General features: G+C 55.4%; 37 protein-coding genes. 36 read left to right on the top strand and 1 reads right to left on the bottom strand.

The annotated features are described in order from the left end of the window. Nucleotides 1-232: 232 nt before the first annotated feature. The 35 genes from BUA28_RS00485 (at nucleotide 233) to BUA28_RS00310 (ending at nucleotide 24767) form a co-directional block, all read left to right on the top strand. Entirely contained in the window at nucleotides 233-484 is a 252-nt protein-coding gene (locus BUA28_RS00485) for a hypothetical protein (protein ID WP_072766201.1), read from the top strand. After that, nucleotides 477-686, top strand: a complete 210-nt coding sequence (locus BUA28_RS00480; RefSeq protein WP_072766200.1) for a hypothetical protein — start codon at nucleotides 477-479, stop codon at nucleotides 684-686. The genes BUA28_RS00485 and BUA28_RS00480 overlap by 8 nt, the downstream gene beginning before the upstream one ends. Before the next feature lies 1 nt (nucleotide 687). After that, nucleotides 688-1053 carry a hypothetical protein gene (locus BUA28_RS00475; protein WP_072766199.1) on the top strand — a complete coding sequence of 122 codons (366 nt, stop codon included), beginning with the start codon at nucleotides 688-690 and terminating at the stop codon, nucleotides 1051-1053. Further along, on the top strand, nucleotides 1050-1238 hold the full coding sequence (locus BUA28_RS15410; RefSeq protein ID WP_143148401.1) for a hypothetical protein: 189 nt from the start codon (nucleotides 1050-1052) through the stop codon (nucleotides 1236-1238). The genes BUA28_RS00475 and BUA28_RS15410 overlap by 4 nt, the downstream gene beginning before the upstream one ends. Before the next feature lie 76 nt (nucleotides 1239-1314). After that, nucleotides 1315-1596, top strand: a complete 282-nt coding sequence (locus BUA28_RS00470; protein WP_072766198.1) for a hypothetical protein — start codon at nucleotides 1315-1317, stop codon at nucleotides 1594-1596. Nucleotides 1597-2386: 790 nt separating this feature from the next. Beyond that, nucleotides 2387-2896, top strand: a complete 510-nt coding sequence (locus BUA28_RS00455; RefSeq protein ID WP_083569812.1) for a phage terminase small subunit P27 family — start codon at nucleotides 2387-2389, stop codon at nucleotides 2894-2896. Further along, complete coding sequence (locus BUA28_RS00450; protein ID WP_072766194.1) at nucleotides 2897-4600, top strand: terminase large subunit; 1704 nt, start codon at nucleotides 2897-2899, stop codon at nucleotides 4598-4600. Further along, a complete protein-coding gene (locus BUA28_RS00445; RefSeq protein ID WP_072766193.1) occupies nucleotides 4597-5895 on the top strand; it encodes a phage portal protein in 1299 nt (432 codons plus the stop codon). The genes BUA28_RS00450 and BUA28_RS00445 overlap by 4 nt, the downstream gene beginning before the upstream one ends. Continuing rightward, nucleotides 5864-6574, top strand: coding sequence for a head maturation protease, ClpP-related (locus BUA28_RS00440; protein WP_072766192.1), 711 nt, complete (start codon nucleotides 5864-5866; stop codon nucleotides 6572-6574). Before BUA28_RS00445 ends, BUA28_RS00440 begins: the two co-directional genes overlap by 32 nt. Nucleotides 6575-6644: 70 nt before the next feature. After that, a complete protein-coding gene (locus BUA28_RS00435; RefSeq protein WP_072766191.1) occupies nucleotides 6645-7850 on the top strand; it encodes a phage major capsid protein in 1206 nt (401 codons plus the stop codon). Nucleotides 7851-7915: 65 nt separating this feature from the next. Then, entirely contained in the window at nucleotides 7916-8254 is a 339-nt protein-coding gene (locus tag BUA28_RS15405; protein ID WP_143148400.1) for a hypothetical protein, read from the top strand. Further along, nucleotides 8247-8630 (top strand): hypothetical protein, encoded by a 384-nt coding sequence (locus tag BUA28_RS00425; protein WP_072766190.1) that lies wholly within the window; start codon nucleotides 8247-8249, stop codon nucleotides 8628-8630. The genes BUA28_RS15405 and BUA28_RS00425 overlap by 8 nt, the downstream gene beginning before the upstream one ends. 2 nt (nucleotides 8631-8632) lie before the next feature. After that, nucleotides 8633-9091 (top strand): hypothetical protein, encoded by a 459-nt coding sequence (locus tag BUA28_RS00420; protein WP_072766189.1) that lies wholly within the window; start codon nucleotides 8633-8635, stop codon nucleotides 9089-9091. Then, on the top strand, nucleotides 9092-9526 hold the full coding sequence (locus BUA28_RS00415; RefSeq protein WP_072766188.1) for a hypothetical protein: 435 nt from the start codon (nucleotides 9092-9094) through the stop codon (nucleotides 9524-9526). Nucleotides 9527-9529: 3 nt separating this feature from the next. Then, on the top strand, nucleotides 9530-11032 hold the full coding sequence (locus tag BUA28_RS15400; protein WP_143148399.1) for a hypothetical protein: 1503 nt from the start codon (nucleotides 9530-9532) through the stop codon (nucleotides 11030-11032). 3 nt (nucleotides 11033-11035) lie between these two features. After that, complete coding sequence (locus tag BUA28_RS00405) at nucleotides 11036-11602, top strand: head-tail connector protein (RefSeq protein ID WP_072766186.1); 567 nt, start codon at nucleotides 11036-11038, stop codon at nucleotides 11600-11602. Further along, nucleotides 11602-11946 carry a phage head closure protein gene (locus BUA28_RS00400; protein ID WP_072766185.1) on the top strand — a complete coding sequence of 115 codons (345 nt, stop codon included), beginning with the start codon at nucleotides 11602-11604 and terminating at the stop codon, nucleotides 11944-11946. Before BUA28_RS00405 ends, BUA28_RS00400 begins: the two co-directional genes overlap by 1 nt. Next, entirely contained in the window at nucleotides 11936-12415 is a 480-nt protein-coding gene (locus BUA28_RS00395; RefSeq protein WP_072766184.1) for an HK97-gp10 family putative phage morphogenesis protein, read from the top strand. Before BUA28_RS00400 ends, BUA28_RS00395 begins: the two co-directional genes overlap by 11 nt. Beyond that, entirely contained in the window at nucleotides 12412-12756 is a 345-nt protein-coding gene (locus BUA28_RS00390) for a DUF3168 domain-containing protein (protein WP_072766183.1), read from the top strand. The genes BUA28_RS00395 and BUA28_RS00390 overlap by 4 nt, the downstream gene beginning before the upstream one ends. Nucleotides 12757-12767: 11 nt before the next feature. Further along, a complete protein-coding gene (locus BUA28_RS15710; protein ID WP_178297819.1) occupies nucleotides 12768-12944 on the top strand; it encodes a hypothetical protein in 177 nt (58 codons plus the stop codon). Continuing rightward, on the top strand, nucleotides 12937-13869 hold the full coding sequence (locus BUA28_RS00385) for a phage tail tube protein (RefSeq protein ID WP_072766182.1): 933 nt from the start codon (nucleotides 12937-12939) through the stop codon (nucleotides 13867-13869). Before BUA28_RS15710 ends, BUA28_RS00385 begins: the two co-directional genes overlap by 8 nt. Before the next feature lie 7 nt (nucleotides 13870-13876). Further along, nucleotides 13877-14203: a hypothetical protein gene (locus BUA28_RS00380; protein WP_072766181.1), complete on the top strand. Its 327-nt coding sequence runs from the start codon at nucleotides 13877-13879 to the stop codon at nucleotides 14201-14203. Between the two features lie 83 nt (nucleotides 14204-14286). Further along, nucleotides 14287-14574 carry a DUF1799 domain-containing protein gene (locus BUA28_RS00375; RefSeq protein WP_178297817.1) on the top strand — a complete coding sequence of 96 codons (288 nt, stop codon included), beginning with the start codon at nucleotides 14287-14289 and terminating at the stop codon, nucleotides 14572-14574. 1 nt (nucleotide 14575) lies between these two features. Next, on the top strand, nucleotides 14576-17992 hold the full coding sequence (locus BUA28_RS00370) for a phage tail tape measure protein (protein WP_072766180.1): 3417 nt from the start codon (nucleotides 14576-14578) through the stop codon (nucleotides 17990-17992). Next, nucleotides 17989-18888 (top strand): hypothetical protein, encoded by a 900-nt coding sequence (locus tag BUA28_RS00365; RefSeq protein WP_072766179.1) that lies wholly within the window; start codon nucleotides 17989-17991, stop codon nucleotides 18886-18888. Before BUA28_RS00370 ends, BUA28_RS00365 begins: the two co-directional genes overlap by 4 nt. Then, entirely contained in the window at nucleotides 18888-20102 is a 1215-nt protein-coding gene (locus tag BUA28_RS15305; RefSeq protein ID WP_072766178.1) for a tail fiber protein, read from the top strand. Before BUA28_RS00365 ends, BUA28_RS15305 begins: the two co-directional genes overlap by 1 nt. 9 nt (nucleotides 20103-20111) lie before the next feature. Beyond that, on the top strand, nucleotides 20112-20603 hold the full coding sequence (locus BUA28_RS00355; protein WP_072766177.1) for a hypothetical protein: 492 nt from the start codon (nucleotides 20112-20114) through the stop codon (nucleotides 20601-20603). A 14-nt stretch (nucleotides 20604-20617) separates the two neighbouring features. Further along, a complete protein-coding gene (locus tag BUA28_RS00350; RefSeq protein ID WP_072766176.1) occupies nucleotides 20618-21997 on the top strand; it encodes a polysaccharide deacetylase family protein in 1380 nt (459 codons plus the stop codon). Continuing rightward, nucleotides 21994-22224, top strand: a complete 231-nt coding sequence (locus BUA28_RS00345; protein ID WP_072766175.1) for a hypothetical protein — start codon at nucleotides 21994-21996, stop codon at nucleotides 22222-22224. The genes BUA28_RS00350 and BUA28_RS00345 overlap by 4 nt, the downstream gene beginning before the upstream one ends. Before the next feature lie 11 nt (nucleotides 22225-22235). After that, complete coding sequence (locus tag BUA28_RS00340) at nucleotides 22236-22430, top strand: hypothetical protein (RefSeq protein ID WP_072766174.1); 195 nt, start codon at nucleotides 22236-22238, stop codon at nucleotides 22428-22430. A gap of 301 nt (nucleotides 22431-22731) precedes the next feature. Next, nucleotides 22732-23013, top strand: coding sequence for a hypothetical protein (locus tag BUA28_RS00330; RefSeq protein WP_072766172.1), 282 nt, complete (start codon nucleotides 22732-22734; stop codon nucleotides 23011-23013). A gap of 28 nt (nucleotides 23014-23041) precedes the next feature. Then, nucleotides 23042-23287, top strand: coding sequence for a DUF7940 domain-containing protein (locus BUA28_RS00325; protein ID WP_072766171.1), 246 nt, complete (start codon nucleotides 23042-23044; stop codon nucleotides 23285-23287). Then, nucleotides 23280-23831, top strand: a complete 552-nt coding sequence (locus BUA28_RS00320; protein WP_072766170.1) for a glycoside hydrolase family protein — start codon at nucleotides 23280-23282, stop codon at nucleotides 23829-23831. The genes BUA28_RS00325 and BUA28_RS00320 overlap by 8 nt, the downstream gene beginning before the upstream one ends. Beyond that, on the top strand, nucleotides 23828-24172 hold the full coding sequence (locus BUA28_RS00315; protein WP_072766169.1) for a hypothetical protein: 345 nt from the start codon (nucleotides 23828-23830) through the stop codon (nucleotides 24170-24172). Before BUA28_RS00320 ends, BUA28_RS00315 begins: the two co-directional genes overlap by 4 nt. 49 nt (nucleotides 24173-24221) lie before the next feature. Further along, nucleotides 24222-24767, top strand: a complete 546-nt coding sequence (locus tag BUA28_RS00310; RefSeq protein WP_072766168.1) for a hypothetical protein — start codon at nucleotides 24222-24224, stop codon at nucleotides 24765-24767. A 31-nt stretch (nucleotides 24768-24798) separates the two neighbouring features. Here BUA28_RS00310 and BUA28_RS00305 read toward each other — a convergent pair whose 3' ends face one another. Further along, on the bottom strand, nucleotides 24799-25653 hold the full coding sequence (locus tag BUA28_RS00305) for a hypothetical protein (RefSeq protein WP_072766167.1): 855 nt from the start codon (nucleotides 25651-25653) through the stop codon (nucleotides 24799-24801). A gap of 291 nt (nucleotides 25654-25944) precedes the next feature. On the opposite strand from BUA28_RS00305, the gene BUA28_RS00300 reads away from it, so the two are divergent. Further along, entirely contained in the window at nucleotides 25945-26739 is a 795-nt protein-coding gene (locus BUA28_RS00300; protein WP_072766166.1) for a DNA adenine methylase, read from the top strand. Nucleotides 26740-26751 lie beyond the last annotated feature (12 nt).

Below are 26751 nucleotides of genomic sequence, written 5' to 3'. Positions count from 1 at the left end.
ACATGTTAGGAACCCTGAAACCCTTATGGGCGGGGCATCTTCCTAACCTTCCCTACCTTCCTTACCTTTTTCTCATGTGCACACATGCGCACACACACACGCGCACGCGCGTGTACGCGTGTGTACCTGTATCAATAATAGTTGGGAAGGTTAGGAAGGTTAGGAAGAATCAGCAGACATGCGGGGTTCAGCCTTCCCTACCTGTTCCCAACCTCAATATAGGTTAGGAACTATGAGCGAAACCAAACCAGTCACGGCGGCAGACGTAAGAGCGGCTTTCCCCCAATGCGTAAGGATTGCGGATGAATTCAGAGCGGCCTTCGGTCCCGAAATACGCCTGACCTTTGCAGAGGAGGGCGGCCAACGAATCGGCATTAAGGGCGGCGAACCATCCGATATCACGGTAACGGCAGCACAGATGATCATTGAAGTGCCGGAAGAGCCTAAGAAGCAGCCCAAGAAAGAGAAGGTGCGCTATGGATAGAAGCTATGCATTGCCTGCAAAGTATTACCGCGATCCGGCCAAGACGCTTGAATCCCTGCAACTTGACCGCCTGGGCTGCAAGCTGTGCACCAAGCATGCTCAGGTGCTGGGCCGGTCCATGTGCATGGATGAGCGCAATAACCTGCAAGCGGGCGTGCCAACCGTCGGGCACCGTTGCCGTTGGTTTGATGAGAGGAGGTGAGATGATCGAGGCGATAGTGATAAACAGGCTGATCGAGTGGGCAAAGTGGAAGATGAACACGGGCGTTGCGCTCGGGTATAAAAGCCAGGTGAGTTACGTGCGGCTATCCGGCGGCAACACTCTGACCTACGATACGGGTTATGACGCGGATTGCCTGCTCACTGATCGGGCCGTCAATCTTCTTCCGGAGGTCTATAAGCTGGTGATCAGGATGGAATACATAGACGCGATCCCCAGCGAGATACAACGGGTGCATTGCTATGGCAAGTCAAGGCGAACGTACAGGGATGATCGGACGGAAGCATACAAATTGCTCGGTAATTTGATTGATACCTTGATAGACGTAAGACAAAGGGAAACCGCGTGAATCAATATTATGTGTGTTGGTGGAGCAAGTACAGTTATGGCGTAGGTGTAGATGGTTTTGAAAGCGCTGTTATTATGGCGAACAGCGATATTGAAGCGAAAGGGAAAATAGAGAAAGAGCATAACTGCGTTGTCAATGGACTTATTGATGTCCGGATAGTTACCCATCCATTAAATAACGCTTGATTAGCCCGCCAGAATGCTATATAAAGCTGATATTGTGTGAGTAGTCCGTACAAGAAAAACAAACCATCATTCCGGCATGAACCGATTCTCTTTGGTAGCGATAGCGATCCTGTTAGCGGGTTGCGTTGGGCCTACCGTATATGGCAAAGCCGGCAACACTCCAGAGCAAGAGCGCAAAGACTTCGCTGAATGCAAGTTTGAATCGCTGAAGGCTACAGGCAGCGCTCCAGGTGGAACTATCACCAATGAGTACAACATGTCCAACACCATAGCCAACGACTTGGCTACCGGTATGCGCCAAGGCGAGATCATGCAAGCGTGTCTGGTGGCAAAAGGTTACTCGGCTCAATCTCGATGAGCCAGATAAAGAAGCTACCTCCCGCACCTAGGCGCCCAGACTTGAATAATCTGGATCTAACTGATGCGGAGCGAGACGATTTAAACAAGAAATTCTGTGAAGAGGCAGACGTGTTCCTGGCGTCGCTTCCAAGATTTATCAAAGAAGTAAACATGGTAGTTCACAGACTCGAATCATTTAAATAACCTTCCTCAACGATATCCAAGGCCCGCCTAATCAGTGGGCTTTTTTATTGCCTGTCATATGCCTGTATCTGCACCGAAACCATGCAGCTACCCTGGCTGTGGCGTGCTGGTACAGGGTGGCAGTCGATGCGCTTCACATAAACATGTTGAGCGTAAGCAAGCGGATGAGCGCCGCGGTTCTGCTGCCTCTCGCGGATACGGTTCGAAGTGGCAAAGAGCGAGAGAAGGTTTCCTACGCGAGAATCCACTTTGTGAGCATTGTATCGAAGTCGATAGAATCACAGCGTCGACCGTTGTCGATCATAAGGTCCCGCACAAAGGTGATCCGAAGCTGTTCTGGAACCGCCGTAACTGGCAGGCGCTATGCAAGCCGCACCATGATCACAAAACCGCAACGCAGGACGGCGGCTTCGGCCGGTGACCGGGGGGCGGGTCAAAAGTCTACAGCCTAACCGCTCCAGACCGTCTGCTTAATCGGATTTTTACGTGCGGGAGTTTCGGAGGGGGGGGTACCCCCCTGGCAGTGAGAGTGCAGACGTCTGCACAATAATAATTGATGAGGGCGCCAGGGAAACCAGGCGCCCTTTTGTATTTCAGGATCACAAATGGGACAACGCGGACCGAAACCATTGCCGGCGAATGTGCATTTGCTGCACGGTAACCCCAGCAAAAAATCCCTGGCCGAGCTCTATGACGGCATCCACCCGGAAGTCGTAATCCCGCGATGCCCGACTCACCTCCAGGCTGAGGCGCGGAAAGAGTATAAGCGGATCTCGGTCGAGCTGGAATCGCTGGGCCTGATCTCGCAGATTGACCGGGCCGCGCTGGCGGGATATTGCACCGCCTGGTCGGAATACGTTTTTTGCGAAAACAAAATCGCTGCGCTCAATGCTGAGGATCCTGCCGGCGAGAAAGGTTACGTGACAGTTACCCCATCCGGCTATCAGCAGATGTCGATCTGGGTAACCATCCGTAACCGAGCGCTTTACATGATGAAGAATTTCGGCGCGGAATTCGGCATGTCGCCGAGCGCGCGTTCGCGGGTGAGCCAAAGCGAGAACCGGCAGCAGCAGTTGTTTCCGGAGGCGGCCGGCAGTTCCTGGGAACAAATCTAATTGAGCTTCGCCGCGATAGCGACGCAATACGCGCAAGACGTTGTCGACGGGAAGATTTCGTCCTGCAAATGGCACCGCCTGGCGTGCCAGCGTCACCTGAATGACCTGGTGCGAAGCAAGACAACCGCTTGGCCGTATGTTTTTAACGCCTACCTGGTTGACGTAAACGGCAAGATGTTCCGCTCGGCCGAGCGCATCTGTCGCTTTGCGGAGTTGATGCCACATATCAAAGGCGACTGGGCTTCGCGTGGTGAACGCTTGAAGCTCAAGCCATGGGAAGTCTTTGTCCTGGCGTCGGTCTTTGGTTGGGTCGATCGTACAACGTTGCGCCGGCGGTTCCGCACGGCGGACCTGTTTGTGCCACGCAAGAACGCGAAATCAACACTCGCGGCAGTAATCGGCAATTACATGCTGGCCGTGGATGGCGAGTTTGGAGCCGAGGTATACAGCGGGGCGACGTCGCAAGACCAGGCTTTTGAGGTTTTCAAGCCAGCACAGTTGATGGCGCTGCGCACGGACGAATACCGGGCGAGGTATGGCGTGTCCGTGCATGCCTCCAACCTGGCGGTGATCGCGACGAACAGCAAGTTCGAGCCGGTGATTGGCAAGCCTGGTGATGGCGCATCGCCATCCTGCGCGATCGTAGATGAGTTCCACGAACACAAGACGCCGGAACTGTATGACACCATGCAGACCGGCATGGGTGCCCGCTCGCAACCGCTGATGCTGGTGATCACCACCAGCGGTTCGGATATCTCCGGACCGTGCTTCATGCACCAGGTCGAGCTGCAGAAGATCCTCGAGGGCGTTATCGAAAATGAGCGCCGCTTTGGGATCATATTCACGGTCGACGAAGGCGACGATTGGACTTCGGAAGACGCCCTGATAAAGGCTAATCCAAACTTTGGCATATCAGTCGACGCGGAATTCCTGAAAGCGCAGCAGCGGGATGCGATAACCGACCCGAGAAAACAGAACGTTTTCAAGACCAAGCATCTGAATATCTGGGTTGCCGCGGCTTCGCCCTGGATCAACTTATATAACCTGCAGCGCGCCGGCGATGTCGATCTGAAGGAAGAAGATTTCAGGCACGAAAGCTGTGTAGTCGGGCTGGATCTGGCGAGCAAAAACGATATCGCCTCAAAGGTGAAACTGTTCAAGCGCGCGATAAAGAACGTTGACCATTACTACGCCTTCTCTCGCAACTACATACCGCAGGCCCAGGTGGACAAGCCCGAAAACACGCACTACAGCGGGTGGGTACACCAGGGGCATCTGATCGCGACCGATGGAAACATGATTTCTTTGCGCCAAATTGAGGAAGAGATCGTGTCGGATTCCGACAACTTCCCGATCACCGAGATTGCCATGGACCCGGTCTATGGCCGTGAGATTGCACCGTCGCTCCAGGAACAAGGCTTCACTGTAGTGGATATTCCCCAGCGGGTAATGCACCTGACGGATGCGATGAAACTTATTGCCGCGCTCATCGATGCAGGCCGATTCCATCACGACGGTAATCCCGCGTTTGTGTGGATGATGAGCAACGTGGAAGTGAAGCCCGACCGTAACGAAAACATTTTTCCGCGCAAGCTGCGCGCTGAAAACAAGATCGATGCCGCAGTGGCGCTGATCAATGCGATGTGCCGCGCGATGGCTGGCCAAAAGAGCAATATCATCGACCAAGGATTCGTTGCCCTATGACCCAAAACTGGTACAACACCGAGCGCGTAGGTCAGCCTGGTAGCGTGGTCCTGACGAAATGGAAAGCGGAGCGTGAAGCGCAGCGGGTAAAAAATACTACGCAATACGTCACCAGTAGTAATCCGGCTGTCATCGAGTTGTTTGGCAACGTTCCTGCATCCTCCGGCTATGCGGTTACTGATGACACAGCCATGCGAGTCTCCGCCGTCGCGGCCTGCATTCAGCTCATCGGCGGGACTATCGCCAGCCTGCCATTGTCAGTATATGAACGCACGGTAGATGGTCGCAAGAAAATAGATTCTCCGTTGTGGTACCTGCTGAACGAGCAGCCTTGTGGCGCATGGACGGCTGCCAGCATGTTCGAGTGGTGGATTCGCTGCAACGCGCTGAGAGGTGATGCATTTGCACTCATCCAGCGTGATCGGTTTGGCGAAATTACTGGAATAGTCCCGGTTCATCCCGATCGCATGACTCCGATAACGGACGGCATTGGCGGCATTCTCTACCGTTATCAGCCGCGCACTGGCAACCCTCGCACCTACCAGGATAACGAGATCCTGCATATCCCTGGTTTCGGTTATGACGGCGACTCAGGCCGCAGCCTGTCGGTGATCAAACATGGCGCATTGCAGTCGATAGGCATTGCCCTGGCGGCCGATGATTTCAGTGGAAAGTTTTTTGCGAACGGCGGGAGCCCAAAGCATTTGATCAGAGCTGATGGCAAGCTCGAGGAAGACACCATCGAACGGCTGCGCACCGCTTATGCAGAGCGGTATACGGGGCCGGAGAATGTGGGCAAGCCGATGGTGCTGACACAAGGGTTAGACATCAAAGAGTTGAGCATGTCCGCAGTGGATGCGGAATTGCTCAACAGCCGTAAGTACCAGGTTATCGACATTGCCCGGGCGTTCGGCGTGCCGCCATTCATGATTGGCGCCAACGACACCACGACCAGCTGGGGCACGGGCATAGAGCAAATGACTCTCGGTTTTGTGAAGTTTACTCTGCAGACCTACCTGAACCGGATTGAGCAGGAAATAAACCGGAAGTTTTTTGCAACCGAGCAGTTCTTTGTCGAGTTCAACCTCGATGGATTGCTGCGCGGTGACTCCAAATCAGAGGGCGAGTATCTTCGCCAGGCACGCGGCGGCTCGCAGGGCCCGGGCTGGCTGAAGTTGGACGAAGTCCGGCGCATCAAGAACCTTCCACCGGTGGGACCGGAGAACGGCGGAGACGTTATTTACGAACCAAAAGGAAAAGACAATGCACAAGCGCCTGCTGCAACTACTGCGTGATAACGCCAAGCGGGAACAATCCCCGCTCAAGGTAGAAAATGCCGCGGAGTCCGCCACGATCTATCTTTATGACGTCATTGATCCCTATTTTGGCGTTGGCGCTCTTGATTTCAACAAGGAGCTGGCTGCGTTAAAGGGCAAGCCGGTTAATCTCAGGATCAACTCACCTGGCGGCGATGTGTTTGATGGTCGGGCGATGGCGACCGCCATAGCTCAGCATGGCGACGTCACGGCCTATATCGACGGCTGGGCGGCGAGCGCGGCGACATATGTTGCGATCGCAGCAAAAACCGTCAACATCGTGGAGGGTGGATTCTTCATGATTCATAACGCTTGGACACTGGGTTATGGCAACAAACATGACTTTCTCACGCTTGCCGATCTGTTGGAGAAACTGGACCAATCGATCATCAATGACTACGTGAAGAAAACGGGTAAAACCACGGATGAGATAGTGGAATGGATGGATGCCGAAACATGGTTCACGGCGAAAGAAGCCGCAGATCACGGCTTCGTTGATACGGTTTTCAACGGCGCGAAGGTCGAGAACAAATGGAACCTCTCCGCATATCAGAATGCACCCAAGCCAACGGAAAAGGTGGCGCCCGCCGATAGCGCCCTATGGATGCAACAACGCGAAAACGCCGAAAGACGCTTGCGCCTGCTAACGATCGACTGACGCGCTTGCGCAGACGAGCCAAGCCCACTTTGCAGTGGGCTTTTTTTTACCCTCAAAAAAGGAAATAACGATGAGCATTAAAGCACTGCGCGAGCAAAAACAAACACTCGCCAAGCAAGCGAAGCACCTTTTAGCCGAGGCTGGCGACAAGGTATGGACGAAAGAAGACAAGGCCAAGTTCGACGATATAGCCGATCAGATTGATTCTATCGAAGCGCAGCTGGAAACCATGCAGCGCCTGCTGGATGAAGATGTCGAGAAGAACTTTAAGGATGCACCCAAGACTGATCCAAAGGATAAGGCTGCAACCTTCGCTAAAAACGCCTATGTCAAAATGCTGCGGCATGGGGAAAAAGCGTTATCGCACGAAGAGCATACCTCTATCCTGAATACGATGAGCACCACGACTGCTTCTGAGGGCGGTTATACGGTGCAGTCAGAAATTGCGAAGGAATTGGTCGACAAGCTGAAGGGCTACAAGGGAGTCCGTGAAGTCGCGAGCCAGATCACAACCGGCACAGGGAATCCGCTGTCGTATCCCACCAGCGACGGCACAAGCGAAACAGGTGAATGGATTGCGGAAAACGTTACGGCGACAGATGCAGATGTAACTTTTGGCACTGTCGCCTTGAACGTTTTCAAGGCGGGTTCCAAAGTCATTACCATTCCCCTCGAACTGCTTCAGGACACGTCGATAGACATCGTCGGGCTGATCAACAACCGGATCCGCGATCGTATCGGCCGGGTCGCAAATACCGGTTTTACCACCGGTAGCGGGACCGGCCAGCCGAATGGAATCATCACGGCAGCCAGTGTCGGCAAGACCGGTACCACCGGACAAACATTGACGGTCACCTACGACGATTTGGTGGATCTGGTGGATAGTTTGGACTATGCGTATCACGACGGCACGCTGAAATTCATGATGTCACAGACCATGCGGAAAACGGTTCGTAAGATCAAGGATACCGTTGGTCGCCCTGTCTGGACGCCGTCTTACGATAAGGGCATTGCTGGCGGACTTGCCGACGAATTGCTCGGCTATGGGATGCAACTGAACAATGACGTAGCTGTTCCGGCGGCCAATGCCAAATCAATCGGATTCGGAGATTTCAGCAAGTACATGATCCGCGACGCGCTGATTTTAAGCCTGTTCCGTTTCACCGACAGCGTGTACACGAAGAAAGGCCAAGTCGGTTTCATGGCCTGGGCGCGCATGGGCGGGAACCTGGTGGATACCAATGCGGTGAAGCTGTACCAGCATTCGGCAACCTAAAATAACCAGATAAAACCCCGTGACACAGCCCCGGCAGGGGCTGCTGTCTTTAGAAGGATACGACCATGTCGAAAAAACAATCGCCGGTAGGGGAGATCAATCACGCGCCGATCTCAGGTCCCATCACGCCAGATCCCGCTACGCCAGGTCCCATCACGCCAGATCCCGCTACGCCAGATCCCGCTACGCCAGATCCCAACACGCCTGATCCCGAGCAACCGAAGCCTGAAAAAACACCGCTCCCGACCAAGGCCCGCGTGCTGATCGATGTAACGGTTGCCGGAAAGCTGCATTGCTCTGGCACGTTGCTGCAAGCAGATGCTGAGGTAATCGCCAGCCTTGGCGACCAGGTAGACACCCATCCAGAAGCTGTCGCTTACTGCGAGAAAACAAACAATGTCTAAATACGTCCACTCAACCGTCTTGGACGACGGCCTCAATGCAATTAGATCCGGCGCAATCCGCATGCTGCTGCTCAAGGCTTACACGCTGGGCGACAGTTACGCAACAGTAACCGGAAACTCGATCTGTGAAGTTACCATGGCTTCTGGCGACTATGCGCTGACCGGCGCCGATGGCGCGGCTCGTGTCTTGAGCGTGTCGGCCAAAAGCGGAGCGGCTTTCGCCAACTCGGGTGCAACGCCGGATCTGCATATTGCTTTTACCGATAGCGTCAGCAAGGTTTTGCTGGTAACGGATGAGACCAGCGACCAGGTGATTACCCTCGGCAATACCGTCAACTTCCCAAGCCTGACCTACACTAGCGGGCAACCGGCTTAATCATGATTACCCTGACGGCAGAGCAGAAAGACAGGCTCGACAACGAACTTGACACCGACCCGAAGGGGAAGGGTTACGCCGGGTTGAGGGTGAACCAACCGGGCCAGGTCGTTGACTTGCTCAATGCTAAAACCGAGTGGATGCACAAGATGCGCCTGGTTACAAACTTGACGCTTTCATCCGTGCTTGGTACTGACCTGGCGCGGATCATCCGTACCAAACTAAATGCGCTGGCGCCATCTGATATTGTCATCGCAGATTTTGTACAAGCGATGGGAGCGCAGCCAGGAGGCGACATCGGCGATCCGGAAACAATCAAGATGATCAATATCCTGACGGCGCAAGATGTCTTTACACCGGAAGAGGGCGCGGCGCTCAAAGCTTTGTCATGGCAACCGGCGTCAACGATGGAAGTTCTTGAACTGCCGCACGCAACAGAAGAAATGATAAGAGTTGAATAAATGCCAACATTCACGCAAACACAAGGGAGTCGCATCCCGGTCCTGGATCTAGGAACGCTGGCGAGCTCGACTTATATCACATCAGCGGCTATTGACCTCGGCGCAGCTATCCCGCTTGACGTTACCGTGGAATTGGAATGTGACCCGAACGGGCTCCCCGCGAGCAACAAGCAACTCATTTTGTTCGCGAAGCTGTCGCTGGACAATACCAATTTTGGCAGCGGGCCTGAAACCGGCCTAACGGCAACCGAGGAAGCAGACTTGCACTTTATCGGCGTCTTACCCTGCAATGACACAAATACGCACCGTAAGTTTTTCCGGTTGTCTGGTCTACCTGTAGCCCGCTCCCTAAAATTGGTGGTGAAAAATGATATGGGCGTGGCGCTGACATCCGGCAACGTTTACATGGCCAGCATAACTGGCTCATCGGCGTAGCAAATGGCTATCGGATTTGGGTCAACGCTAGGGGTTGGGGCGGGCGACCGTATCATTGGGCCTGCGGAAGGGATACCGACTAAGGTCAGTATCCATGTGTGGACTAACAGAAATGGAGATGGAGGGGGGGGGTTTGGTCGCGTGTTTGGGAGGGGGACTGGTGTATTTGACCTCTTCAACAATCATGGGCAAATAGCCAATACATATGGTTTTGGCACTGGCGCTCCTCTAACTTACTGGTCTTGGACGAGACCCCCGTTATCTACTTGGGCGCCTATCGGCATCTCTGTAGACACCTCTGTTGATATATCCGGTGGGCCTGCCGTCTACCAGAGTGGCACCAAGCTCACTAAGGACTCAGGTCTGTCTTTTACTACCTTTGGGGGCGGCTACGGCACGTCTGCCACCCCTTGGTGCGTTGGTAACAGACCGTCAGACAATGCTCGCGCATGGGATGGATCGCTGGCTGAGTTTGCGGTCTGGAATGTAATACTTACAGACGCCGAGTTCGCCGCACTACAGCGGGGCGCATCTCCTGAGCTTATAAGGCCGGACGCGCGTATCCATTACCTCCCAGCCGAGCGAGACGGCTGGCTGAATAAATCTGGAACACGCTGGACGGTTACCGGCACAAAATCACCGCTACCCCACCCGGCTGTAAGGCGGCCAGGATCGATTACAAGGCTATGGGCGGTCTCATCTGGCGGCGCAACTCACGATCTCACCGCTGCAAGCACAACTCAAGCGAACGTCGCTAGCACGAGCGCAACCGGTGCAATAACACAAACGCACATCGTAGCCGTGCAGACGTCTGCACAGCCGAATACGGCAACCGCTGGCGCAATCTCTCAGTCGCATTTGCTGGCGGGAGCGAGCAGCTCGCAGGCCAACACCGGCACAGCAGGCGCAGTATCGCAAACCCATGCGCTCAGCGCTGCCGGATCGGTACAAACCAACGTGGCAAGCACGGGCGCCATTGCGGTAGGGGAAACCCATGACCTTGCCGCTGCTGCCGCTACTCAGGCAAATATCGGCACGCCTGGGGCAATCTCCCAGGTGCACGCCTTGGTTGGCGTGGGCGGCACGCAAACGAACACAGGCGCGTCTGCTGCTGTATCGCAGGCGCATGTCCTGGGTGCTGCCGGATCCACGCAGGCTAATGCCGCGAGCGTTGGCGCTGTTACGGTAGGAGTTGTCCATGATCTCGCGGCCTCGCCATCGACTCAGACAAACGCCGGCGCAAGCGGCGCGGTCTCGCAAGCGCATATATTGGTTTGTCCGCCAAGCGTGCAAGACAACATCGCAGCGGCCAGCACCATCGTTCAAACCCACATCCTGATGGGTGCATCCAGCACTCAGCCGAATGCGGCCAGCACGGGCGCGATAGAGCAGCACAGCGGCATCCCGCCGGTTGATGGACCAGCCGGCAGTGGCCCACGGCTGAGAGTGCCGCATGGTCACCGGCCGGCAATGCGCAACACGTCACGTCCTCGTCAACTGAGGTAATCCATGTCTTTACGATTGATCACTGCTCCATCAGTCGAGCCGATTTCGCTCGTCGAGGCAAAGGCTCATTTGCGCTTTTCGGCATCGGATCAGGATGCACTGATCACGGCACTGATAGTGGAAGCGCGTGAGGTGGTAGAACACGAACTGGGCCGTGCCCTGGTCAGCCAAACGCTGGAAAAAACGCTCGATATGTTCCCGTTTGCCATCGAATTGCCGCATCCGCCGGTAAGCAGCATCACCAGCATCAAATATCTGGATGCTGATGGCGTCGAACAAACCCTCTCGTCATCGTCATACACGCTCGACAACGCCAGCGACAGTCGTTCCGCCTGGTTGACTCCGGCCTACGGATACGCTTGGCCAAGCACCTATGCCGAAATAAACGCGGTTAAGGTGCGCTACGTGGCGGGTTGGGCAAATGCCGCGGTCGTGCCCCAGTCAATCAAGCAGTGGATGCTGCTGAACATCGGCCATTGGTTCGAGAACCGCGAGGCATCGGGCGATAAGCGTGAGCCGATGCCGTTTATCAGCGGGCTGCTGGACCGGTACCGGATCTGGAGTCTGTAATGCCGGCACCTGGCGCAGGAAAACTCAAGCACATGGTCACTATCGAATCACTCACACAGACCCGCGACGCCGAGGGCGGCATGGTGGATACGTGGTCTCTGTTCGCCACCTCCTGGGCGGCGATAAAAAACCTCTCCGGCAATGAGCGCACGATCACCGCACAAGGCGGCAAGACGGCCGAGGCGCGCACCGAGTTCACCATTCGCTACCTGCCAGGCGTTACGGCAAAAATGCGCGTGGTCTACAACGGCAAAAGCTACGACATCGCGCATGTCAACGATTATGACGAGTCGCACCGATTCATCATTTTGACCTGTTCGACAGGCGTAAACCTTGGCCGCTAAGCTCGAGGGAGTCAGCGAGCTGACGGCCGCTTTCGCCGAGCTGAAAACCGACATCCAAGGGCAGGCTGCGAGACGCATTACTGCCGCTGGTGGATCAGTGCTGCGCAAGGAAGCCCGTGTCGTTGCCCAGAATCATGGTTTGAGAAAAACGGGCGCGCTGATAAACAACATTGTTATCAAGCGCGAACGCAACAAGCCGGACGGAACCGAGCAGTACAACCTGGGCGTGCGGCATGGCCGCGATCTGGGTAACGGCAAGAAGGTTATCAAGTACCTCGAACTCGGCAAGTCGGGCCGGGTGGTGACCAAGCGCGAGAATGACCCTTTTTACTGGAAATTCCTGCACTTCGGAACGCGGGATATTCAGGCAACGCGCTTCCTCGAAATTGCCCTTGAAAACAAAGCGCCCGCAGCAGTCACCGCTATGGCCGAGAAAGCCAAGAAAGAAGTTCTCAAGTTCAACAAATGACCATTCACGCGACTGTTACCGCCGCACTCTCTGCCGTGCTGGCGAACACCTGGGCGGTTGAACTGCCGGCCGATCCGACATGGCCAGCGCTCGTGTTTGATGTGGATAGCACGCCAGAAACCGGTTGGGTTCTGGGCGCAGGCTACGATCAGCATGTAGTTGCTGTGGTGATTCTCGCCCGGGAGCGCACGGAAATCGCGACTCTCAGGCCGCAGATCGAAGCCGCCCTGCAAGCGATACCCGGCTATATGGCAGACGAGGAACACGGCGATGCGGATTATGCTGACGATCCGAGCGTCTATGCGTATTTCATGAATTTCCGCATTCGCACCCCGCATTAAGGAATCCCCCCATGGCAAAAAAGAAATCAGACTCGAAAGAGCCTGTATCCGCCGCTGCGCCTGAAATAACCGCGCTCGACGCGATCAGGACCGACGAATACGCAGGGCAGGGCGGATCGTACCTATTCGACCCGGCTACCGGTAAACGCACTCCAATCACTTCTGAAGAGGAAATAAGCAATGTCTAAACTGATGCGCAATGTGCTGCTGCTGGCGAAGCTGGAAACCACGCCCGGCAACGACGCTGTTCCGACCGCACCGCTCAACGCCATGCTGGCGCGCGCAATCACGCCGCAGCCGGTGGTGGCCGAGTTTGCCGAGCGCACGAACATCCGCCCGTACTTTGGCACCGGCGGGCAGGTTGCCGTGTCGCAACATTCCGAGTGCGAGCTCGAGATCGAGTTGGCATCATCTGGCGCAGCCGGTACCGCCCCAGCGTGGGGGCCAGTGCTTCAGGCGTGCAGCTTTTCCGAGACCCTGACGGCATCGACCGATGTGAAGTATGCGCCGATCACCAACAATCCAAAGACAGTAACGCTGTATTACTACCTTGACGGTGTGCTGCACAAAATGACGGGTTGCCGGGGCAATGTCACCATCGAATTGAACGCGCGCGCCATCCCGGTTATGAAATTCAAGTTTACTGGGCTTTACACGCCTGCCACCGATACCCCGGTACCCACCGGGGCGGTCTATAGCGGTTTCAATGCGCCCCTCGCGGTAAACAAGGTAAACACACCGAGCATGACCTTGCACGGCATATCGGCTGCCATGCAAAGCCTGTCGATCGACATGGGCAACCAGATTGTCTACCGCAATCTGATCGGCAGCGAGTCCGTGATCATGACGAATCGCAAGCCGAGCGGCCAGACCTCGATAGAGATGGTGCCGGTTGCCAGTTACGCATGGCATGAGGCCGTGAGGCTGGGCACGCTAAACGCCTTCTCGGTTGTGCACGGGTCTGTGGCAGGCGCAATCATCCAGATCGACGCGCCCAAGGTTCAACTCATATCCCCGCAATACGCGGATTCCGACGGTGTTGCCATGATCAATCTCGGGCTGGATTTTCAGCCGAATACCGGCAATGACGAAATAGTTATCACAGTTAAATAAGGCAATCATGGCATTCAAAATCACGCAGAAACCCACTTTTACCGCTCGCGTAAAGGTTGAAACCCCGAACAACACCGGCGGCTTTGACCGCTCTGAGTTCATGGCCGAGTTCCACCGGGCAGGAATGGACGAGATTGAGGAGTTAAAAAAACTGCCGCAGAGGGAAGTACTGGAAAAGGTGCTTCTCGGCTGGTCTCAGCTCATCGATGAGGACAATCAGCCGGTGGAGTTCAGCGAAGAGCGTCGTCGAGCGCTTCTCAATATCCCGCCTGCACTGCTCGCCCTGGGCGCGGCATTCTGGGAATCACTCTTCAAGGCACGCGAAAAAAACTAGAAGCGGTTGCTCGCCATTGGGCGAGTGACCGCGGACCTGTAGCAGCAAGGATCGACGATGATGTAATCGCCGGAATGGTGGCCATGGGCGCGCCTCCGGAAGTGATCGAGGAAGCGCAGCGCAAGGCAAACCCGGAAGAAGAAGTTTGCTGGGTATATGAGGAGAACTGGAATTCAGTTCTCTTTTTTTTCGCCCTGGAAACGCAGTGGAATATCGGCGGCATGGGTGGATACATCGGCCTGAATTACACAGCGGTTGAATCGGCCATGCGGCTGAACGAGATCTCGCGGCAGGACCGAAAGGCGCTGTTCGCGGATGTCCGAATCATGGAATTGGCCGCACTCCCGGCACTAAACAAAAAAGAGAAGTGATATGGCTGCATTGGGCTCCCTGGTTGTAAAACTTGCGCTGGAATATGCCGAGTACACGAAAGGGCTCGACAAGAATTCTCAGGAGTCGCTCAAGTTTGCCAAGAATATCCAGGCCGGTTTCGACACCGCGGCCGGCTCCGTCGATGAATTCTTTGGAGGTATGGTCAAAGAGGCCTTGAAGGCCACGGCTGCATACCTAAGTGTACGCACCGTTATTGATGGGCTATCCAACTCCATTGATGTGTTGGGCAAACTGGATGACATGGCCCAGAAAACCGGCTCATCTATCGAAAACCTGTCGAAGATTCAGCAGGTGGCGGATGAGTTCGGCCATGATCTCGGGCAGATAGACTCGTCAATTTCCAAGCTCGCCAAAGGCATGGCGACGTTCGACGGCGAGACAAACCATACGGCAAGGGCATTAAAAGCGCTGGGCGTGGAATCGCGCGATGCGGCCGGCAATCTGCGCGACCCGTCTCAGGTGATGATCGAAATCGCCAAGAACCTGCAAGGCTTCCAGGACGGCGCAGCCAAGTCTGCGCTGGTCACAGACCTGTTCGGCAAATCCGGCGCGGAGTTGCTGCCGGTATTGAACGACATGGCGGATAACGTTGACCGCTTCACAGGTGTTTCAGCCGCAGCCGCCGCCCAGGCTGACCTGTTTTCAAACCAGATCGGCGCGATGCGTACTCGCGTTGATGATGCATTCATGAGCTTCACGACCGGCTTATTGCCTTCCCTGCTGCGAGTCACAGAATCGACCGGAGACGCGGGCGAGGGCATGGATTTCTTCAGCGATGCCGGTCGACGCGTGGGCTCCATGATCGAATGGCTGCTCGGGAAAGCCTCTGCCGCACAGATGATGTTCGGCAACCTGGGCGACCTGCTCGGCACGCGCGCCAGCCAGATGATGGCTTTTGTTAAGGGCGACTTCACGGCGATCAGCCAGCTTGAGAAGAATCTCGAGAACGAGATGGGCAAGCGCCTGGCTGAGCACCAGAACTACGTGGCGAAAATCACGAGCGGCAACAAGGAAATTGCTGAGTCGGCGGTCGAGGTTAAAAAGCAACTCAGTTATCAGACCGGTACCGAAGGGACGAACGAAGCCGCGAAGAAGGTCGATGCGCTAAACGACGCTTCCAGAAAATACATTGAAACGCTGAAGATAGAAACGCTAGGCGTTGGCGCCAGCACTATCCAGACCAAGATGCTCGCGGCTGCCAAGCAAGCCGCCATCACCCCATCGCAAGCCTTGCGCGTAGAGTTAATGGCGCAAGCGCAGGCCTGGGCGACCCTGACGCAATTCCAGGAAGACGCAAAGGAAGGATTCGCCACGCTGCAAGAGCGTGAAGATGACTTCTGGTCTGCGACAAATAGCATTACCGATTACGCCCGCGCCACCGATGACGCGAACGCTGCCGCGCAGTTCGAGATCGAACTGATGAGCAAGAGCGGGGTCGAGCGTGAAACGGCCATCGCCCAACGCAAGGCCGAGCTGGAGCTGAAGAAACAGATCCTCGCCATTACCGACCAGGTAAGCAATGCCGATGACAAGGCCGCGCTGATCGAGGAAGCCAACGCCATCGGTGAGCGTGCAATCGCCGCGGCAAAACTGCAAGCCCTGGCCAAATCCACGGGGGAAGAGTGGGCGCGCATGTGGGGATCGGTCGAGCAGACCGGCAAGATGGCTTTTACCCAACTGCTCGGCCACGGTGTCAGCTCATTCAAGGCCATTGGGCAGGCTATAAAGGCCTCGATCATCGACATGCTTTATCAGCTCACGGTGCGCAAGTGGATCATCAATATTGGTGCGTCCATAAGCGGATCGATGGCATCTGGTGCCGCATCAGCCGGAACAGGTGGTGTCGGCGGCATCGGCGGGATGCTCTCCGGGCTTGGTAGTATCTTCGGGATGGGCGGGGGCGGGGCTGGTGCGGCTGGCGGCGCTGCCAGTACAGCTTTTAGCGGAATAGGGGGAGCTGGCGGCGCGGCTGCCGGCATGGGCGCCATGAGCGGCATGATGGCTGCTGCCGGTCCGATTGCGGCTGTAGCAGCCCTTCACTTAGCAGTGGGCTCATTGGCAAGTTCTTTCGGAGCAGGCAAGAAGATTTTCGGAATCAAGGGCGATAGCTTCCTCACCACGATATTCCCGATCATCGGGGTATTGGCGGGGTTATTCGGTAAAGGCCCCAAGAAGTACGGTCCGCAACTGCTGAACGGCAATTTTACCGAAGACGGCTTCGCTGGCAATTTTCAGGCGGACTGGACGCGCAAGGTCGGTCTCTTCGGTGGCAAAAAACGCGGCACGACAGATTTTGCCATATCGGATGAACAGGTCGCCACGCTTGACGATACGATAACCGGCATTACCGAAACATTTAAAAATCTCATCAAATATACCGGTGACGCCGATAGGTCACTGACAGGCTGGTCGTTCGCCGTTCGCCGCGCAATAGAGACTGAGGAACAGCAGGCGCAGCTGACGGTTGATCTTGCCAACAGCATTGGCCAGAAGCTGATCCCAGAGCTAACCGCGCTTCAGCTTAAAGGCGAGTCGTTGATCGATACAGCGGCGCGCGCGCAAGCCGAGTTCGCGCTTATGGAGGCTGCGATTGACCTGACCGGCCAATCGTTCGGCAAGACTGGGCTGGCGTCTCTCGGTTTGCGGGACAGCCTTGTACAGCTACTCGGTGGGTTGCAGGGTGCGAGCGCAACGCTTCAGCCGGTCTTCGACAACTTCTACACCGACGCGGAACGGGTTGCGTCTACCGGGCGGCTCATGAATGCTGAGCTGGCGCGGCTAGGCATTACCACGATCCCTGCGACCCGTGAGCAATTCCGCGCACTGGTCGAAGCGCAGGATTTGAGTACGGACGCTGGGCAGGAGATGTTCGCGGCACTGATCCGCCTTGCGCCTGCATTTGCCACGGTGACCGACGCGATAGGGCAGGCGGCAATCGAAGCCGCGATTGAGGCAAAGCGCATTGCCGATTCCATTCAACTGCTCACTACCGATTCATTCGCGACGCTTTTTGATTACACAAAATACATCCGCCTAGCGGCCAATGCCGGGGTAACTGCCGCACAACCCGCCGGGCCGGTATTCCAGGCGCCCGCGCAGGTATTCCCCAGTTTCGCTGTCGGCACCAACTCATTGCCTGGTGACATGACGATAAACGCACACGCGGGCGAGCGCATCATCCCGGCAGCGGATAACCGCGAGCTGATGCGGCGCTTAAGCGAGCCGAACGAAGGCATTTCCGCGATGGCCGCCGAAATACGGCAACTGCGCGGCGAACTGAAGGCTGCGCATCTCGCCATTGCGCGCAACACATCCAGCACCGCGAAGATCCTCGACAGGTGGGAAGGCGGCGGCATGCCGGAAACGCGGACTATGCCGGAGCAGCGCACCGCATGAAGATAGTTCAGCCGATTATCATCAACGACGCTGCGCTGCTGTCGACGAACGTATCGGAGACGCTCTATCCGCCCTACGACGCCGGTTACAGTTTTGCTCTAGGGGCAAGGGCGCAGGTAGTCGGACCCGATCTGCACCAGGTCTATGAGTCCCTGGTGGATGGCAACCTGGGCAATACGCCAGCTACTTCGCCGGCGAAATGGGCTTATGTAAGCGTGACAAATCCGTGGCTGATGTTCGACCGGTCCGTTACCTCGCAAACCGTCCAGCAAGACAGCATCTCGGTGTCGATTCGCGCGGCTGGCCGCTGTTCCGCCCTTGCGTTGCTGAATGTTTCCGCGACTTCGGCGCGGGTAGTGATGACCGACGCCATCGAAGGCGAGGTTTACGACCGGACATTCAGTCTGGTTTCGGACTCAGGCATCGACAACTTGTATTCGTACTTTTTCGAGCCGATTGTACGCCTGCAAGACTTAATGGTACTCGATTTGCCGCTATACGCTTCATCGACTATTACTGTGACGCTGTCCGCGCCAGGCGAGGAAGTAAAGTGCGGCGCGCTGCTAATCGGGCCATCCACCAATGTGGGCGGGACCGAATACGGCGCCACCGTGGGCATACAAGATTTCTCGGTGAAACAGCAAGACGAGTGGGGCAACTACTCCATCGTCGAGCGGGCGTTTCGCAAGCGCGCATCGTTTCCCGTCATCGTTGACGCTGGCCGCGTGGACACTTTGCAATCCCTGCTCGCTGCCCTGCGCGCGACGCCGACCCTTTATATCGGCACGGACGAATATAAATCCACGGCGGTTTACGGGTTCTACAAGGATTTCACGGTGCAGATTGCTTACCCGACAGAATCAGTGCTCGAAGTCGAGATCGAGGGGCTGACCTGATGACGAACAGCTATTTTGAGGAAGATTATGCCGAAGATGATTATGTTGGGGCTGACATTATGGCGATAGACGCGCTTCCCCCGCCGCCACAGCGCAGCGATTCCAAGTCTGTTTTTATCGAGAAATCGGACGCTTGGATTGCCGCGATGAACAAATTCGCCCTGCAATGCGATGCGGTGGCCGTGGCGATGAGCAACAACGCGACCAACGCGACCAGCATTACGGTGCAAACCATCGGGGTCGGGGCAAAGACTTTTACCGTCGAGGCGAGCAAAAGCTACTTACCCGGCATGACAGTGCGCGCCGCCTCGACTGCGAGCCCTACGACATGGATGCAGGGCGATGTCACCGCGTACGATTTTTATACCGGCGCGCTTTCCATCGTGATGAATGCAGTGCAAGGTTCCGGCACCATAGACTCGTGGACGCTATCGCTCTCAGCGCCGGGCACATCCGGCGGGTCGCTCACGCAGGATTTTGACGTCAAGTCACTTAAGCATGCGATAGGTGGAAACATTGCATCGGCGTCGACCATAGACTTGTCGGCTGCGACAGGCAATCTCGCTCACGTGACAGGCAATAACCCGATCTCGGCCGCGACAATGACCGCCGGTAAGGACGTGTGGGTAATCTTCGACGGTACGCCCACGCTCAACTATCACGCGACAAATCATAAGCTCAATAGCGGCGGACTCAACGCGCTAATAAGCGCCGGGGATGCCGCTCTATACACTTTCGACGGCACGACAGTAAGAGTATTTATCGTTAAAGCAAGCGGTAATTCTGTAGTTGCGGTGGCGCCACCTCTTCCCGCGCCTGTAGGGTCCGGATTGGTCCACTTTGGTTCGACCGCCCCCACAAACTACCTCACTGTCCCGACAACCCCGACCAACCTCAACCGTACAACCTACTCCGCGCTCTTTGCAGCCATCGGCACAACCTGGGGGGCGGGCGATGGCACAACGACATTCGGGATGCCATGGCTTGCTGCCGACTACGCCATGGTGCAAGCCAGCTCGAATGTTGGCTCAACGACAACCGGCGAGGTGAAGTCTCATTCCCACAACACGCAAGCAGACTCAGCGGGTACCGGGGGAAACTCTCCGACCGGCCCTGTCGGATCTACCAATATGACCAAGCCGACCACATCGACTGGCGGGGCAGCAAACCTTGCAGCCGGCACGCGCGTGCTGCTGTGCGTTAAATACCAATAAGAGGCAGCGATGAAAAAAACAGTTTATCTTTATGATCCGGTAACGCTTGCGCCAACGATGGCCTATGACGCGCAGGAAAGCCCGCTCGAGCCGGGTACTTTCATCACGCCGATCCATCACGTCGATACACCCCCGCCCGCGGCCGGGAGTAACCAATCCATCTTTTTCGATGGGGTGGATGGTTGGATCCTAAAAGACAAGCCGGTCCCGACCGAAGCGGAAAAACTGGAATCCCAAGTGGCGAGCTATCGCCTTGCGGTGCGGCAGCATATGAGCGCAGTTGCCCAGGCCGCGCCAGAACATTTCAATTCAATCAGCGAGGCTAAAAGTTTCGCCGGCATCGATAACCCTTATCGCGCAGTATCGGAAGCATTTGTCATCTGGGCAGCGCAAGTGCAGACGTCTGCAAACACCACCCTGGATGCCGTACTCGCCGGCACCGAACCGCTGCCGGCACTTGCCGACCTGATCACATCCCTGCCTGTTTTCGTACACCCGTAATCCCGGAGTCCCCCATGGCGGCAACCCCTATACCACTTACCCTGCGCGGGCCAAAAGGCTCCCGGTTGACCAACACCGAGCTCGACACGAACTTTGGGAACCTTTCCCGCGCCGTGCAAGCCGTAGAGACGGCAACGCCGCCGCTGTTCAAGCGCAATTACTGGAAAAAATTGGCGACGGTGCTGGATAACATGAGCGCTGCCACGACGAACTGGACCTTGTTCAGCGGCACGGTAACGCTGGCCAATTCCGCGAGCAACGTGTTGACGCAACTGGGGCATTCCAACTCGCTGAAAATCGACGTAGGGACCAGTTTTGCGAGGATTCAGCGCACCATTCCGGCGACCGTGCTGACCGGCACGGTTGATATATGGGTCTACATCAGCTCGGACCCTCCGGCAACGGCTTCCGTCAATGTGATGTACTCCAAGGATGGTTTTGTCACGTATATGGAGACCCCTTTCACCACGGCGCAATACCTGCGCAGTGGGTGGAATCGATTGTCAGTCAATGTCGCGGAAGACGGAAGCACTTGGTCCAACGGAGTAGCGCCAGCTGCGACCGGCAGCACGTCTTTTGCCGCTGCAATGACCGGAATTCGTTTAAATTTCGGGAACTTCGAACAGGCCAGCCCGACCACGGGGCTGCCTGTCTCCTTGTATCTGGGAGGCATCTTCCATGGTGGCCAAGGGCAGGCCAATGTCTTGCTGAACTGGGATGATGCTTATGCCTCGCAGTGGGATATTTTCAACATTTTCCGAGCACGAGAGTTGACCGGCAGTCTCTCCGTGATCCCCAGCGCCGTAGGTGGCGGGGGGCTTACGCTAGCACAGTTGCGCACGATTTATGATTGGGGATGGGATGTTGTTAACCACACTCTGCACGGCACAGCCGGCAACATCGCCAGCGACTCTGACTCGGTGGTGCGCACCAAGATCGGCGGTTGCCGGGATTGGATGCTTACTAACGGGTTTAGCCGGACCGCGAATGTGCTGGTGTGGCCGGAGAATGCCTATAACGACCGCGTGACCGCGATCGCCCGGGAATACGGCATCACGATCGCTCGCGGCAATAAAAACCGTATTACGCGCACTCACAGCGGCATCGACAATCCGGCGCGTCTTGGCAGTACCGATCTCGGCGGAAAGACTCTTGCTCAGGCCAAGAAGCTGCTTGATGCAGCAGAGCTATATAGCGGCACACAAATTATTAGCGGCCACAGCATGTCCGGCAGCGCTGCATCTCCAGCCGCTGGCGGCACGCCGCCGGCGAACGGCTTGGATTGGTATTACAACGACTACATCGCGCTCGCGGACGACATCGCAGCCCGCGTCACTGCCGGCACGCTGAGCTGCATAAATTACAGCCAGTTGATGGCTAACTGCCGAATATGACTTGGCAAGACAAAGACTGGCTCGATCAGCCAGCGCACTTCGCAGTTGGTTTGATCGCGACTTACATAATCGGGCAATGCCTCATGCCGATAGAGGCCGTTGTGATCGTAATGGCCGGCGCGTTTGTGCGTGAACTGATGCAGCACGAGTGGGAGTGTACGAGGGTGGGGTGGCTGGATCTGTCATTTTTTGCAATCGGGACCGCGGAAGCGGTCTTTTTCATTTAAGGGGCTCAAAAATGGATGTACTACAAGAAGCAAAGGACAAGGCAAAGCAAGTCAGGGACGCGGCGCTCACCGAGAACGATAAGTTCGAGGCTGCCATCGATCCATGGCTGGTCACCTGGGCAAAGCAGCGGTACTCGGGCTGGCTTGCTTGCGGCTTCGGCGTGGGGCTGCTGCTGATCGGTTTTATCGCTGGCCAGCTTTTCTAGGGTGAATGAAGGTGACGTGCGACGAAGAAAAACCCCGCCGGAAAGGCCCGTCAAATTTCAGTTTATCTATTGGCGGGCTCATCGGCATAGCTGGCCTCCTGGGGTCTGGCATAGCTACCTATAGCTCCGTGCAGAACGACATTGCCGCATTGAAGCGTGGAGAGGTATATCAGGAGCGCACAAATGATCGCTTAACCGCTGAGATTAAGTCAGTACGGCTCGAGCAACGGGAAACGATGAAGGAGTTTAACGAAAAGCTCGACAGGGTAATCGAGCAGTGGCCACACGGAAGGAGACGGTAATGCGGCATATATTATTGATCATTGTGATGGCCTTAATGGTGGCGTGTGGGGTTCCTCCTATTGGCCAAAAAACAGAGACCCCCATTCCTGTTTCACCCGTGATTGAGATCCATGCGCCCCGCACCGAGCATTTTAAAGAGGCCGCAGGGGAGCCAAAGGTTACGGTTAGGCCCAAAGTGCCGGAAGCTCTGGCAGTCTCGCCATGCGTCGGCATTGATACCGGCGACATAAAAGAGACGATCAAAAGCAAGCTCGACTGCATCTCGGAACACAACAAATGAAACTGGCAGAGAGATTGGAGCAAAAATAATGACGCTGATACCAAACGCCGACCAGATACTCGATAAGGCATGGAGCGTAAAGCTGGCCTACCTTGCCGCCGGTCTGGTTGCGCTGGCGCAGGTGATTGGCTATGTGCCGCCTGGGCTGGTGGGGGCTACGCCGGAATTACTGGCCGCGATAGTCACCGCAATGAATGGCGTTGCAGGCGCCATCACGGCGATCATTCCTCGCGTGAGGGTAATCGACCAGGGACTGGGGGTGATAGATGAGTAAGCTCCCGACAAAAGCCCGCCTATCAATCGCAGCGATCGGCATCTCGGGGCTCATGCTGATGGGCAACGCTATCAAAGAGCACTACGTGGACGAGGCCATGATCCCCGTTCCAGGAGACCGGTACACGTATGGTTTCGGCAGCACATGGAAGGAAGATGGTACGGCTGTAAAGAAGGGGGACAAAACCGATCCTGTGAGGGCGCTGATTCAGCTTCATGACCAACTCGACAAGGACTATGCAAAGCCCGTCCAGAAGTGCATCAACGTGCCCACAACGATCAACGAGGCTGGCTCAATGTATCACGCTGCACGAAACAAAGGGGCTGGTGCCTTTTGTCGGGAGCGTGCGCCCATCTGGAACCAGGCTAAGACCGAGGAAGATTACAAGGCAGCATGCGAATCCTTCGTGGGGTGGCGTGAGACAGTGAAAGGCCGTTCGTGTCGGGATCGGAAAAACAACTGCTACGGGCTGGTGAATCTGGGTAAATACCTTCGCGATTTGTGCCTCACGCCTGACGGCGATCCGTTACCCAAGGCGCCATGAGCCTACCCGACAATTTCGTAATCGTTGACGGCTTGCTCACAGTCGAGGCGATTCTGCAGCCGTCCTGGTTGATTCGTCGCCGGGTAGACGAGAACTCTATGACCAGCCCTTTCGTTTGGGTTGCGACCATAGCGCAAGCGGAAATCGGATACGAGATAAAAGGGTACCTCGCAAAAGATGAATATCCTATGGTATTGAGCGAACGTCGGGCAATGAAACGTATCGTTAGCCAACTCGGATTCTCATCTGGCGGCTACGGACGAGCCGACAAAAATGGGGCTGAACGGGTATCGCATGCGTTCGAGCAAGGCGGCAAAATTGCACAAAAATCGGGCGATTGAGAAGCCCTACAATCGATTATTTTCAGGTAGGTAGGGGGTAAGTACAGCTATGATTCCATGGGGATTAATACTGAAAGTACTGGCGTTGATCGGAATGGCCGCTGCCGTTGTCGGCGGCGTTTGGTACGGCGTCCACGCCATCCATGAAGACGGCCGCAAGGTCGAGCGAGCTGACTGGCTGGGGAAAGAAAACAAGGAACTGGCCGATAAGCAACTGCTGCTCGATGCCGCGGCCGCCGACAACCTGGCGCTGATTGAACAAAATGTAAAACTTAACGATGAGGTAGCTACCCATGCCGCAAAAGAAACTCAGAAGATCTATGATACTGATGCTGCTATGCGCCGCGATCCTGACGGCCTGCGAATCCCAGCCGAAACGTGTCGAGCTGTCGAACTGCCCGCCGCCGCTGATAGTGCCGCAGTCGATAACGGATCCGGACGATTTAGTTGGGTACGACTTCCAGGCCGAACTGAAAACGATCTTTACGACTACGCGCTTAAAGCTAATCGCACCCGCGTCAAGCGGGACGAGTGCAGAGAGTGGGCGTTAGGAGTTCAGGAAGTGGGAAGGATGGAAACAAGGGCCTCTCAATAATGGCATGGATAATCCGTGACGTGCTCATCTGCTAATTATGTACCGGAATCATCAAGTTTGAGCGGGGGGGAGGCAATAAAGTGGAAAGGGTTTCTGCTTGCAAGCTCTTTATCGCTTTCAGCATCTGGTTGATTAAGCTCATGGCCGCTCCAAACAATTGCTGTGCTTCAAGGATATCAACATTGGTCTCTGGATGTGTTTGCGGATTTCGATATTCCGTTCGAATGTGATCTAAAAATACTGTAATTTTCTCATCTGCACCTGCATCTTTCAAAGCTCTGATATAAGCTGCCCAATTTTTATTATTCGCTTCCCAAGGCTTCTTAGTCAGTTGATGGAAGTAGCTGAGCATAACTCCTTCAACTGCACGCCAGAGGTGGAATACGCATGCAGTGGCTAACTCGTAAGCAAGGCATCGTCCGGCCTCCCGAAGATCGATGCAGGCTTGATGGGGCAGAACATCTCTGACTTCAGCTGGAAAGTAGTTCTCTGCATTATTGATTAGGTCATCAGTATTATAAATACCCTTTTGGGAAACGAGATAAGCAGCGATCCCAGGCATATCATTTCCAAGCACAGATTCAAGATCGTTGAGTGATCTTTTAATTAATTCAGCGTTATAACCGATGTCTTGTTTTTCTTCTTCGTCAAATAATTTTTCTAAATTCTGTGGCATCACTTTATTGATGTGCTCAAGTAACTTCGTCGCTGCTCGGCGTGCTGTGCCTAGTAAAGGAGATCCCTCCTTCAGCATCGCCACCAGCGCTTCGCGCGCGCTCCACAGGTTAAAAAGCTGAGGCTGAATAGGCATGTCAACTTTTAGCGTGGACATAGGATAAAGTGCCTTGCTAAATGTGTATATATCGTGAAGATTCAGTTTTTTCATAATTAGACCTTTTGCTCTTCATCACTTGTGTTTCTCGGCCTGGTGCAGATTGTTTGTGGTATGACGCTTTTAGACAAAAGGAAGGCAACAGCAAGGCATATTGTAGAGCTTCTTCGCACCCAGCATCAAAGGTACTTTAGAAATAAGAAGGGCGGCCAAATGATGCGTCAACATCACCTGGCCACCTTAACCCACAGAACATACCTGTGAGCCAAAGCCAAGGCCCTCCTGCTACGTACGCAGCGCGAGGGAGCTTAGCACAACATTCTCGCCATTTCGAGAGAGGCTCATATGTCAGCACCAATTATCCCGTGGCTTGGCGGCAAGCGTCGCTTAGCTGATCGCCTTATTCCCCTCTTTCCCCCGCATGAATGCTACGTGGAAGTATTTTGTGGCGGGGCGGCGCTCTATTTCCTCCGGCCAACGCCGGCGCCAGTCGAAATCATCAATGACATTAATGGCGACCTGGTTTCGCTCTACCGCGTGGTGCAACATCACTTGGTGGAATTCGTCCGGCAGTTCCAATGGTCTCTAACCAGCCGGCAGCTCTTTGAATGGCTGAAAATGACTCGAGTCGAATCGCTCACCGACATTCAGCGAGCAGCCCGCTTTTATTATCTGCAGCAGCATGCCTTCGGCGGAATGGTCCACGGACAGAACTTCGGAACTGCGACCACAGCGCCAGCTATCAACCTCTGCCGGATCGAGGAAAGTTTGTCGGCGGCGCATATGCGCTTGGCCAGCACTACGATAGAAAATTTGCCATGGGGTAAATGCATCGATCGCTATGATCGGCCGCACTCTTTTTTTTACCTGGACCCGCCCTATTGGCAGACCGAGGGTTACGGCGTGCCGTTTGAATTTGAACAGTACGAATACATGGCCGATCGGCTAAGGTCGATGAAGGGAAAAGCAATGGTAAGCATCAACGATCATCCGGAGATCCGGAAAGTATTTGCGGGGCTGCCAATGCTGGAACTGACTATTCAATATGCGGTGCGCGGGGCTCATGAACGTAAAGCCAGCGGTGAACTGGTCATAACAAACTTTGATACTGCTGGTGGCGGGCTCTTCGGTAGCGAATAAATCAAATGGACT

This window comes from Nitrosospira sp. Nsp11 (assembly GCF_900142705.1).
GTDB lineage: Bacteria > Pseudomonadota > Gammaproteobacteria > Burkholderiales > Nitrosomonadaceae > Nitrosospira.
Note: the sequence above shows the minus strand (reverse complement) of the source record. Positions and strands in the feature narration are given on the sequence as shown.

Excerpts from the sequence above, each read along its gene's own strand:
- BUA28_RS00390 (WP_072766183.1), top strand. The coding sequence starts at position 12,412 with ATGACCATTCACGCGACTGTTACCGCCGCACTCTCTGCCGTGCTGGCG.
- BUA28_RS00345 (WP_072766175.1), top strand. The coding sequence starts at position 21,994 with ATGACTTGGCAAGACAAAGACTGGCTCGATCAGCCAGCGCACTTCGCA.
- BUA28_RS15405 (WP_143148400.1), top strand. The coding sequence starts at position 7,916 with ATGTCGAAAAAACAATCGCCGGTAGGGGAGATCAATCACGCGCCGATC.
- BUA28_RS00420 (WP_072766189.1), top strand. The coding sequence starts at position 8,633 with ATGATTACCCTGACGGCAGAGCAGAAAGACAGGCTCGACAACGAACTT.
- BUA28_RS00340 (WP_072766174.1), top strand. The coding sequence starts at position 22,236 with ATGGATGTACTACAAGAAGCAAAGGACAAGGCAAAGCAAGTCAGGGAC.
- BUA28_RS00320 (WP_072766170.1), top strand. The coding sequence starts at position 23,280 with ATGAGTAAGCTCCCGACAAAAGCCCGCCTATCAATCGCAGCGATCGGC.
- BUA28_RS00415 (WP_072766188.1), top strand. The coding sequence starts at position 9,092 with ATGCCAACATTCACGCAAACACAAGGGAGTCGCATCCCGGTCCTGGAT.
- BUA28_RS00370 (WP_072766180.1), top strand. The coding sequence starts at position 14,576 with ATGGCTGCATTGGGCTCCCTGGTTGTAAAACTTGCGCTGGAATATGCC.
- BUA28_RS00425 (WP_072766190.1), top strand. The coding sequence starts at position 8,247 with ATGTCTAAATACGTCCACTCAACCGTCTTGGACGACGGCCTCAATGCA.
- BUA28_RS15305 (WP_072766178.1), top strand. The coding sequence starts at position 18,888 with ATGACGAACAGCTATTTTGAGGAAGATTATGCCGAAGATGATTATGTT.
- BUA28_RS00480 (WP_072766200.1), top strand. The coding sequence starts at position 477 with ATGGATAGAAGCTATGCATTGCCTGCAAAGTATTACCGCGATCCGGCC.
- BUA28_RS00305 (WP_072766167.1), bottom strand. The coding sequence starts at position 25,653 with ATGAAAAAACTGAATCTTCACGATATATACACATTTAGCAAGGCACTT.
- BUA28_RS00375 (WP_178297817.1), top strand. The coding sequence starts at position 14,287 with ATGGGCGCGCCTCCGGAAGTGATCGAGGAAGCGCAGCGCAAGGCAAAC.
- BUA28_RS00355 (WP_072766177.1), top strand. The coding sequence starts at position 20,112 with ATGAAAAAAACAGTTTATCTTTATGATCCGGTAACGCTTGCGCCAACG.
- BUA28_RS15710 (WP_178297819.1), top strand. The coding sequence starts at position 12,768 with ATGGCAAAAAAGAAATCAGACTCGAAAGAGCCTGTATCCGCCGCTGCG.
- BUA28_RS00365 (WP_072766179.1), top strand. The coding sequence starts at position 17,989 with ATGAAGATAGTTCAGCCGATTATCATCAACGACGCTGCGCTGCTGTCG.
- BUA28_RS00400 (WP_072766185.1), top strand. The coding sequence starts at position 11,602 with ATGCCGGCACCTGGCGCAGGAAAACTCAAGCACATGGTCACTATCGAA.
- BUA28_RS00300 (WP_072766166.1), top strand. The coding sequence starts at position 25,945 with ATGTCAGCACCAATTATCCCGTGGCTTGGCGGCAAGCGTCGCTTAGCT.
- BUA28_RS00310 (WP_072766168.1), top strand. The coding sequence starts at position 24,222 with ATGATTCCATGGGGATTAATACTGAAAGTACTGGCGTTGATCGGAATG.
- BUA28_RS00435 (WP_072766191.1), top strand. The coding sequence starts at position 6,645 with ATGAGCATTAAAGCACTGCGCGAGCAAAAACAAACACTCGCCAAGCAA.
- BUA28_RS00470 (WP_072766198.1), top strand. The coding sequence starts at position 1,315 with ATGAACCGATTCTCTTTGGTAGCGATAGCGATCCTGTTAGCGGGTTGC.
- BUA28_RS00455 (WP_083569812.1), top strand. The coding sequence starts at position 2,387 with ATGGGACAACGCGGACCGAAACCATTGCCGGCGAATGTGCATTTGCTG.
- BUA28_RS00485 (WP_072766201.1), top strand. The coding sequence starts at position 233 with ATGAGCGAAACCAAACCAGTCACGGCGGCAGACGTAAGAGCGGCTTTC.
- BUA28_RS00380 (WP_072766181.1), top strand. The coding sequence starts at position 13,877 with ATGGCATTCAAAATCACGCAGAAACCCACTTTTACCGCTCGCGTAAAG.
- BUA28_RS00325 (WP_072766171.1), top strand. The coding sequence starts at position 23,042 with ATGACGCTGATACCAAACGCCGACCAGATACTCGATAAGGCATGGAGC.
- BUA28_RS00315 (WP_072766169.1), top strand. The coding sequence starts at position 23,828 with ATGAGCCTACCCGACAATTTCGTAATCGTTGACGGCTTGCTCACAGTC.
- BUA28_RS00405 (WP_072766186.1), top strand. The coding sequence starts at position 11,036 with ATGTCTTTACGATTGATCACTGCTCCATCAGTCGAGCCGATTTCGCTC.
- BUA28_RS00475 (WP_072766199.1), top strand. The coding sequence starts at position 688 with ATGATCGAGGCGATAGTGATAAACAGGCTGATCGAGTGGGCAAAGTGG.
- BUA28_RS15400 (WP_143148399.1), top strand. The coding sequence starts at position 9,530 with ATGGCTATCGGATTTGGGTCAACGCTAGGGGTTGGGGCGGGCGACCGT.
- BUA28_RS00440 (WP_072766192.1), top strand. The coding sequence starts at position 5,864 with ATGCACAAGCGCCTGCTGCAACTACTGCGTGATAACGCCAAGCGGGAA.
- BUA28_RS00330 (WP_072766172.1), top strand. The coding sequence starts at position 22,732 with ATGCGGCATATATTATTGATCATTGTGATGGCCTTAATGGTGGCGTGT.
- BUA28_RS00385 (WP_072766182.1), top strand. The coding sequence starts at position 12,937 with ATGTCTAAACTGATGCGCAATGTGCTGCTGCTGGCGAAGCTGGAAACC.
- BUA28_RS00445 (WP_072766193.1), top strand. The coding sequence starts at position 4,597 with ATGACCCAAAACTGGTACAACACCGAGCGCGTAGGTCAGCCTGGTAGC.
- BUA28_RS00350 (WP_072766176.1), top strand. The coding sequence starts at position 20,618 with ATGGCGGCAACCCCTATACCACTTACCCTGCGCGGGCCAAAAGGCTCC.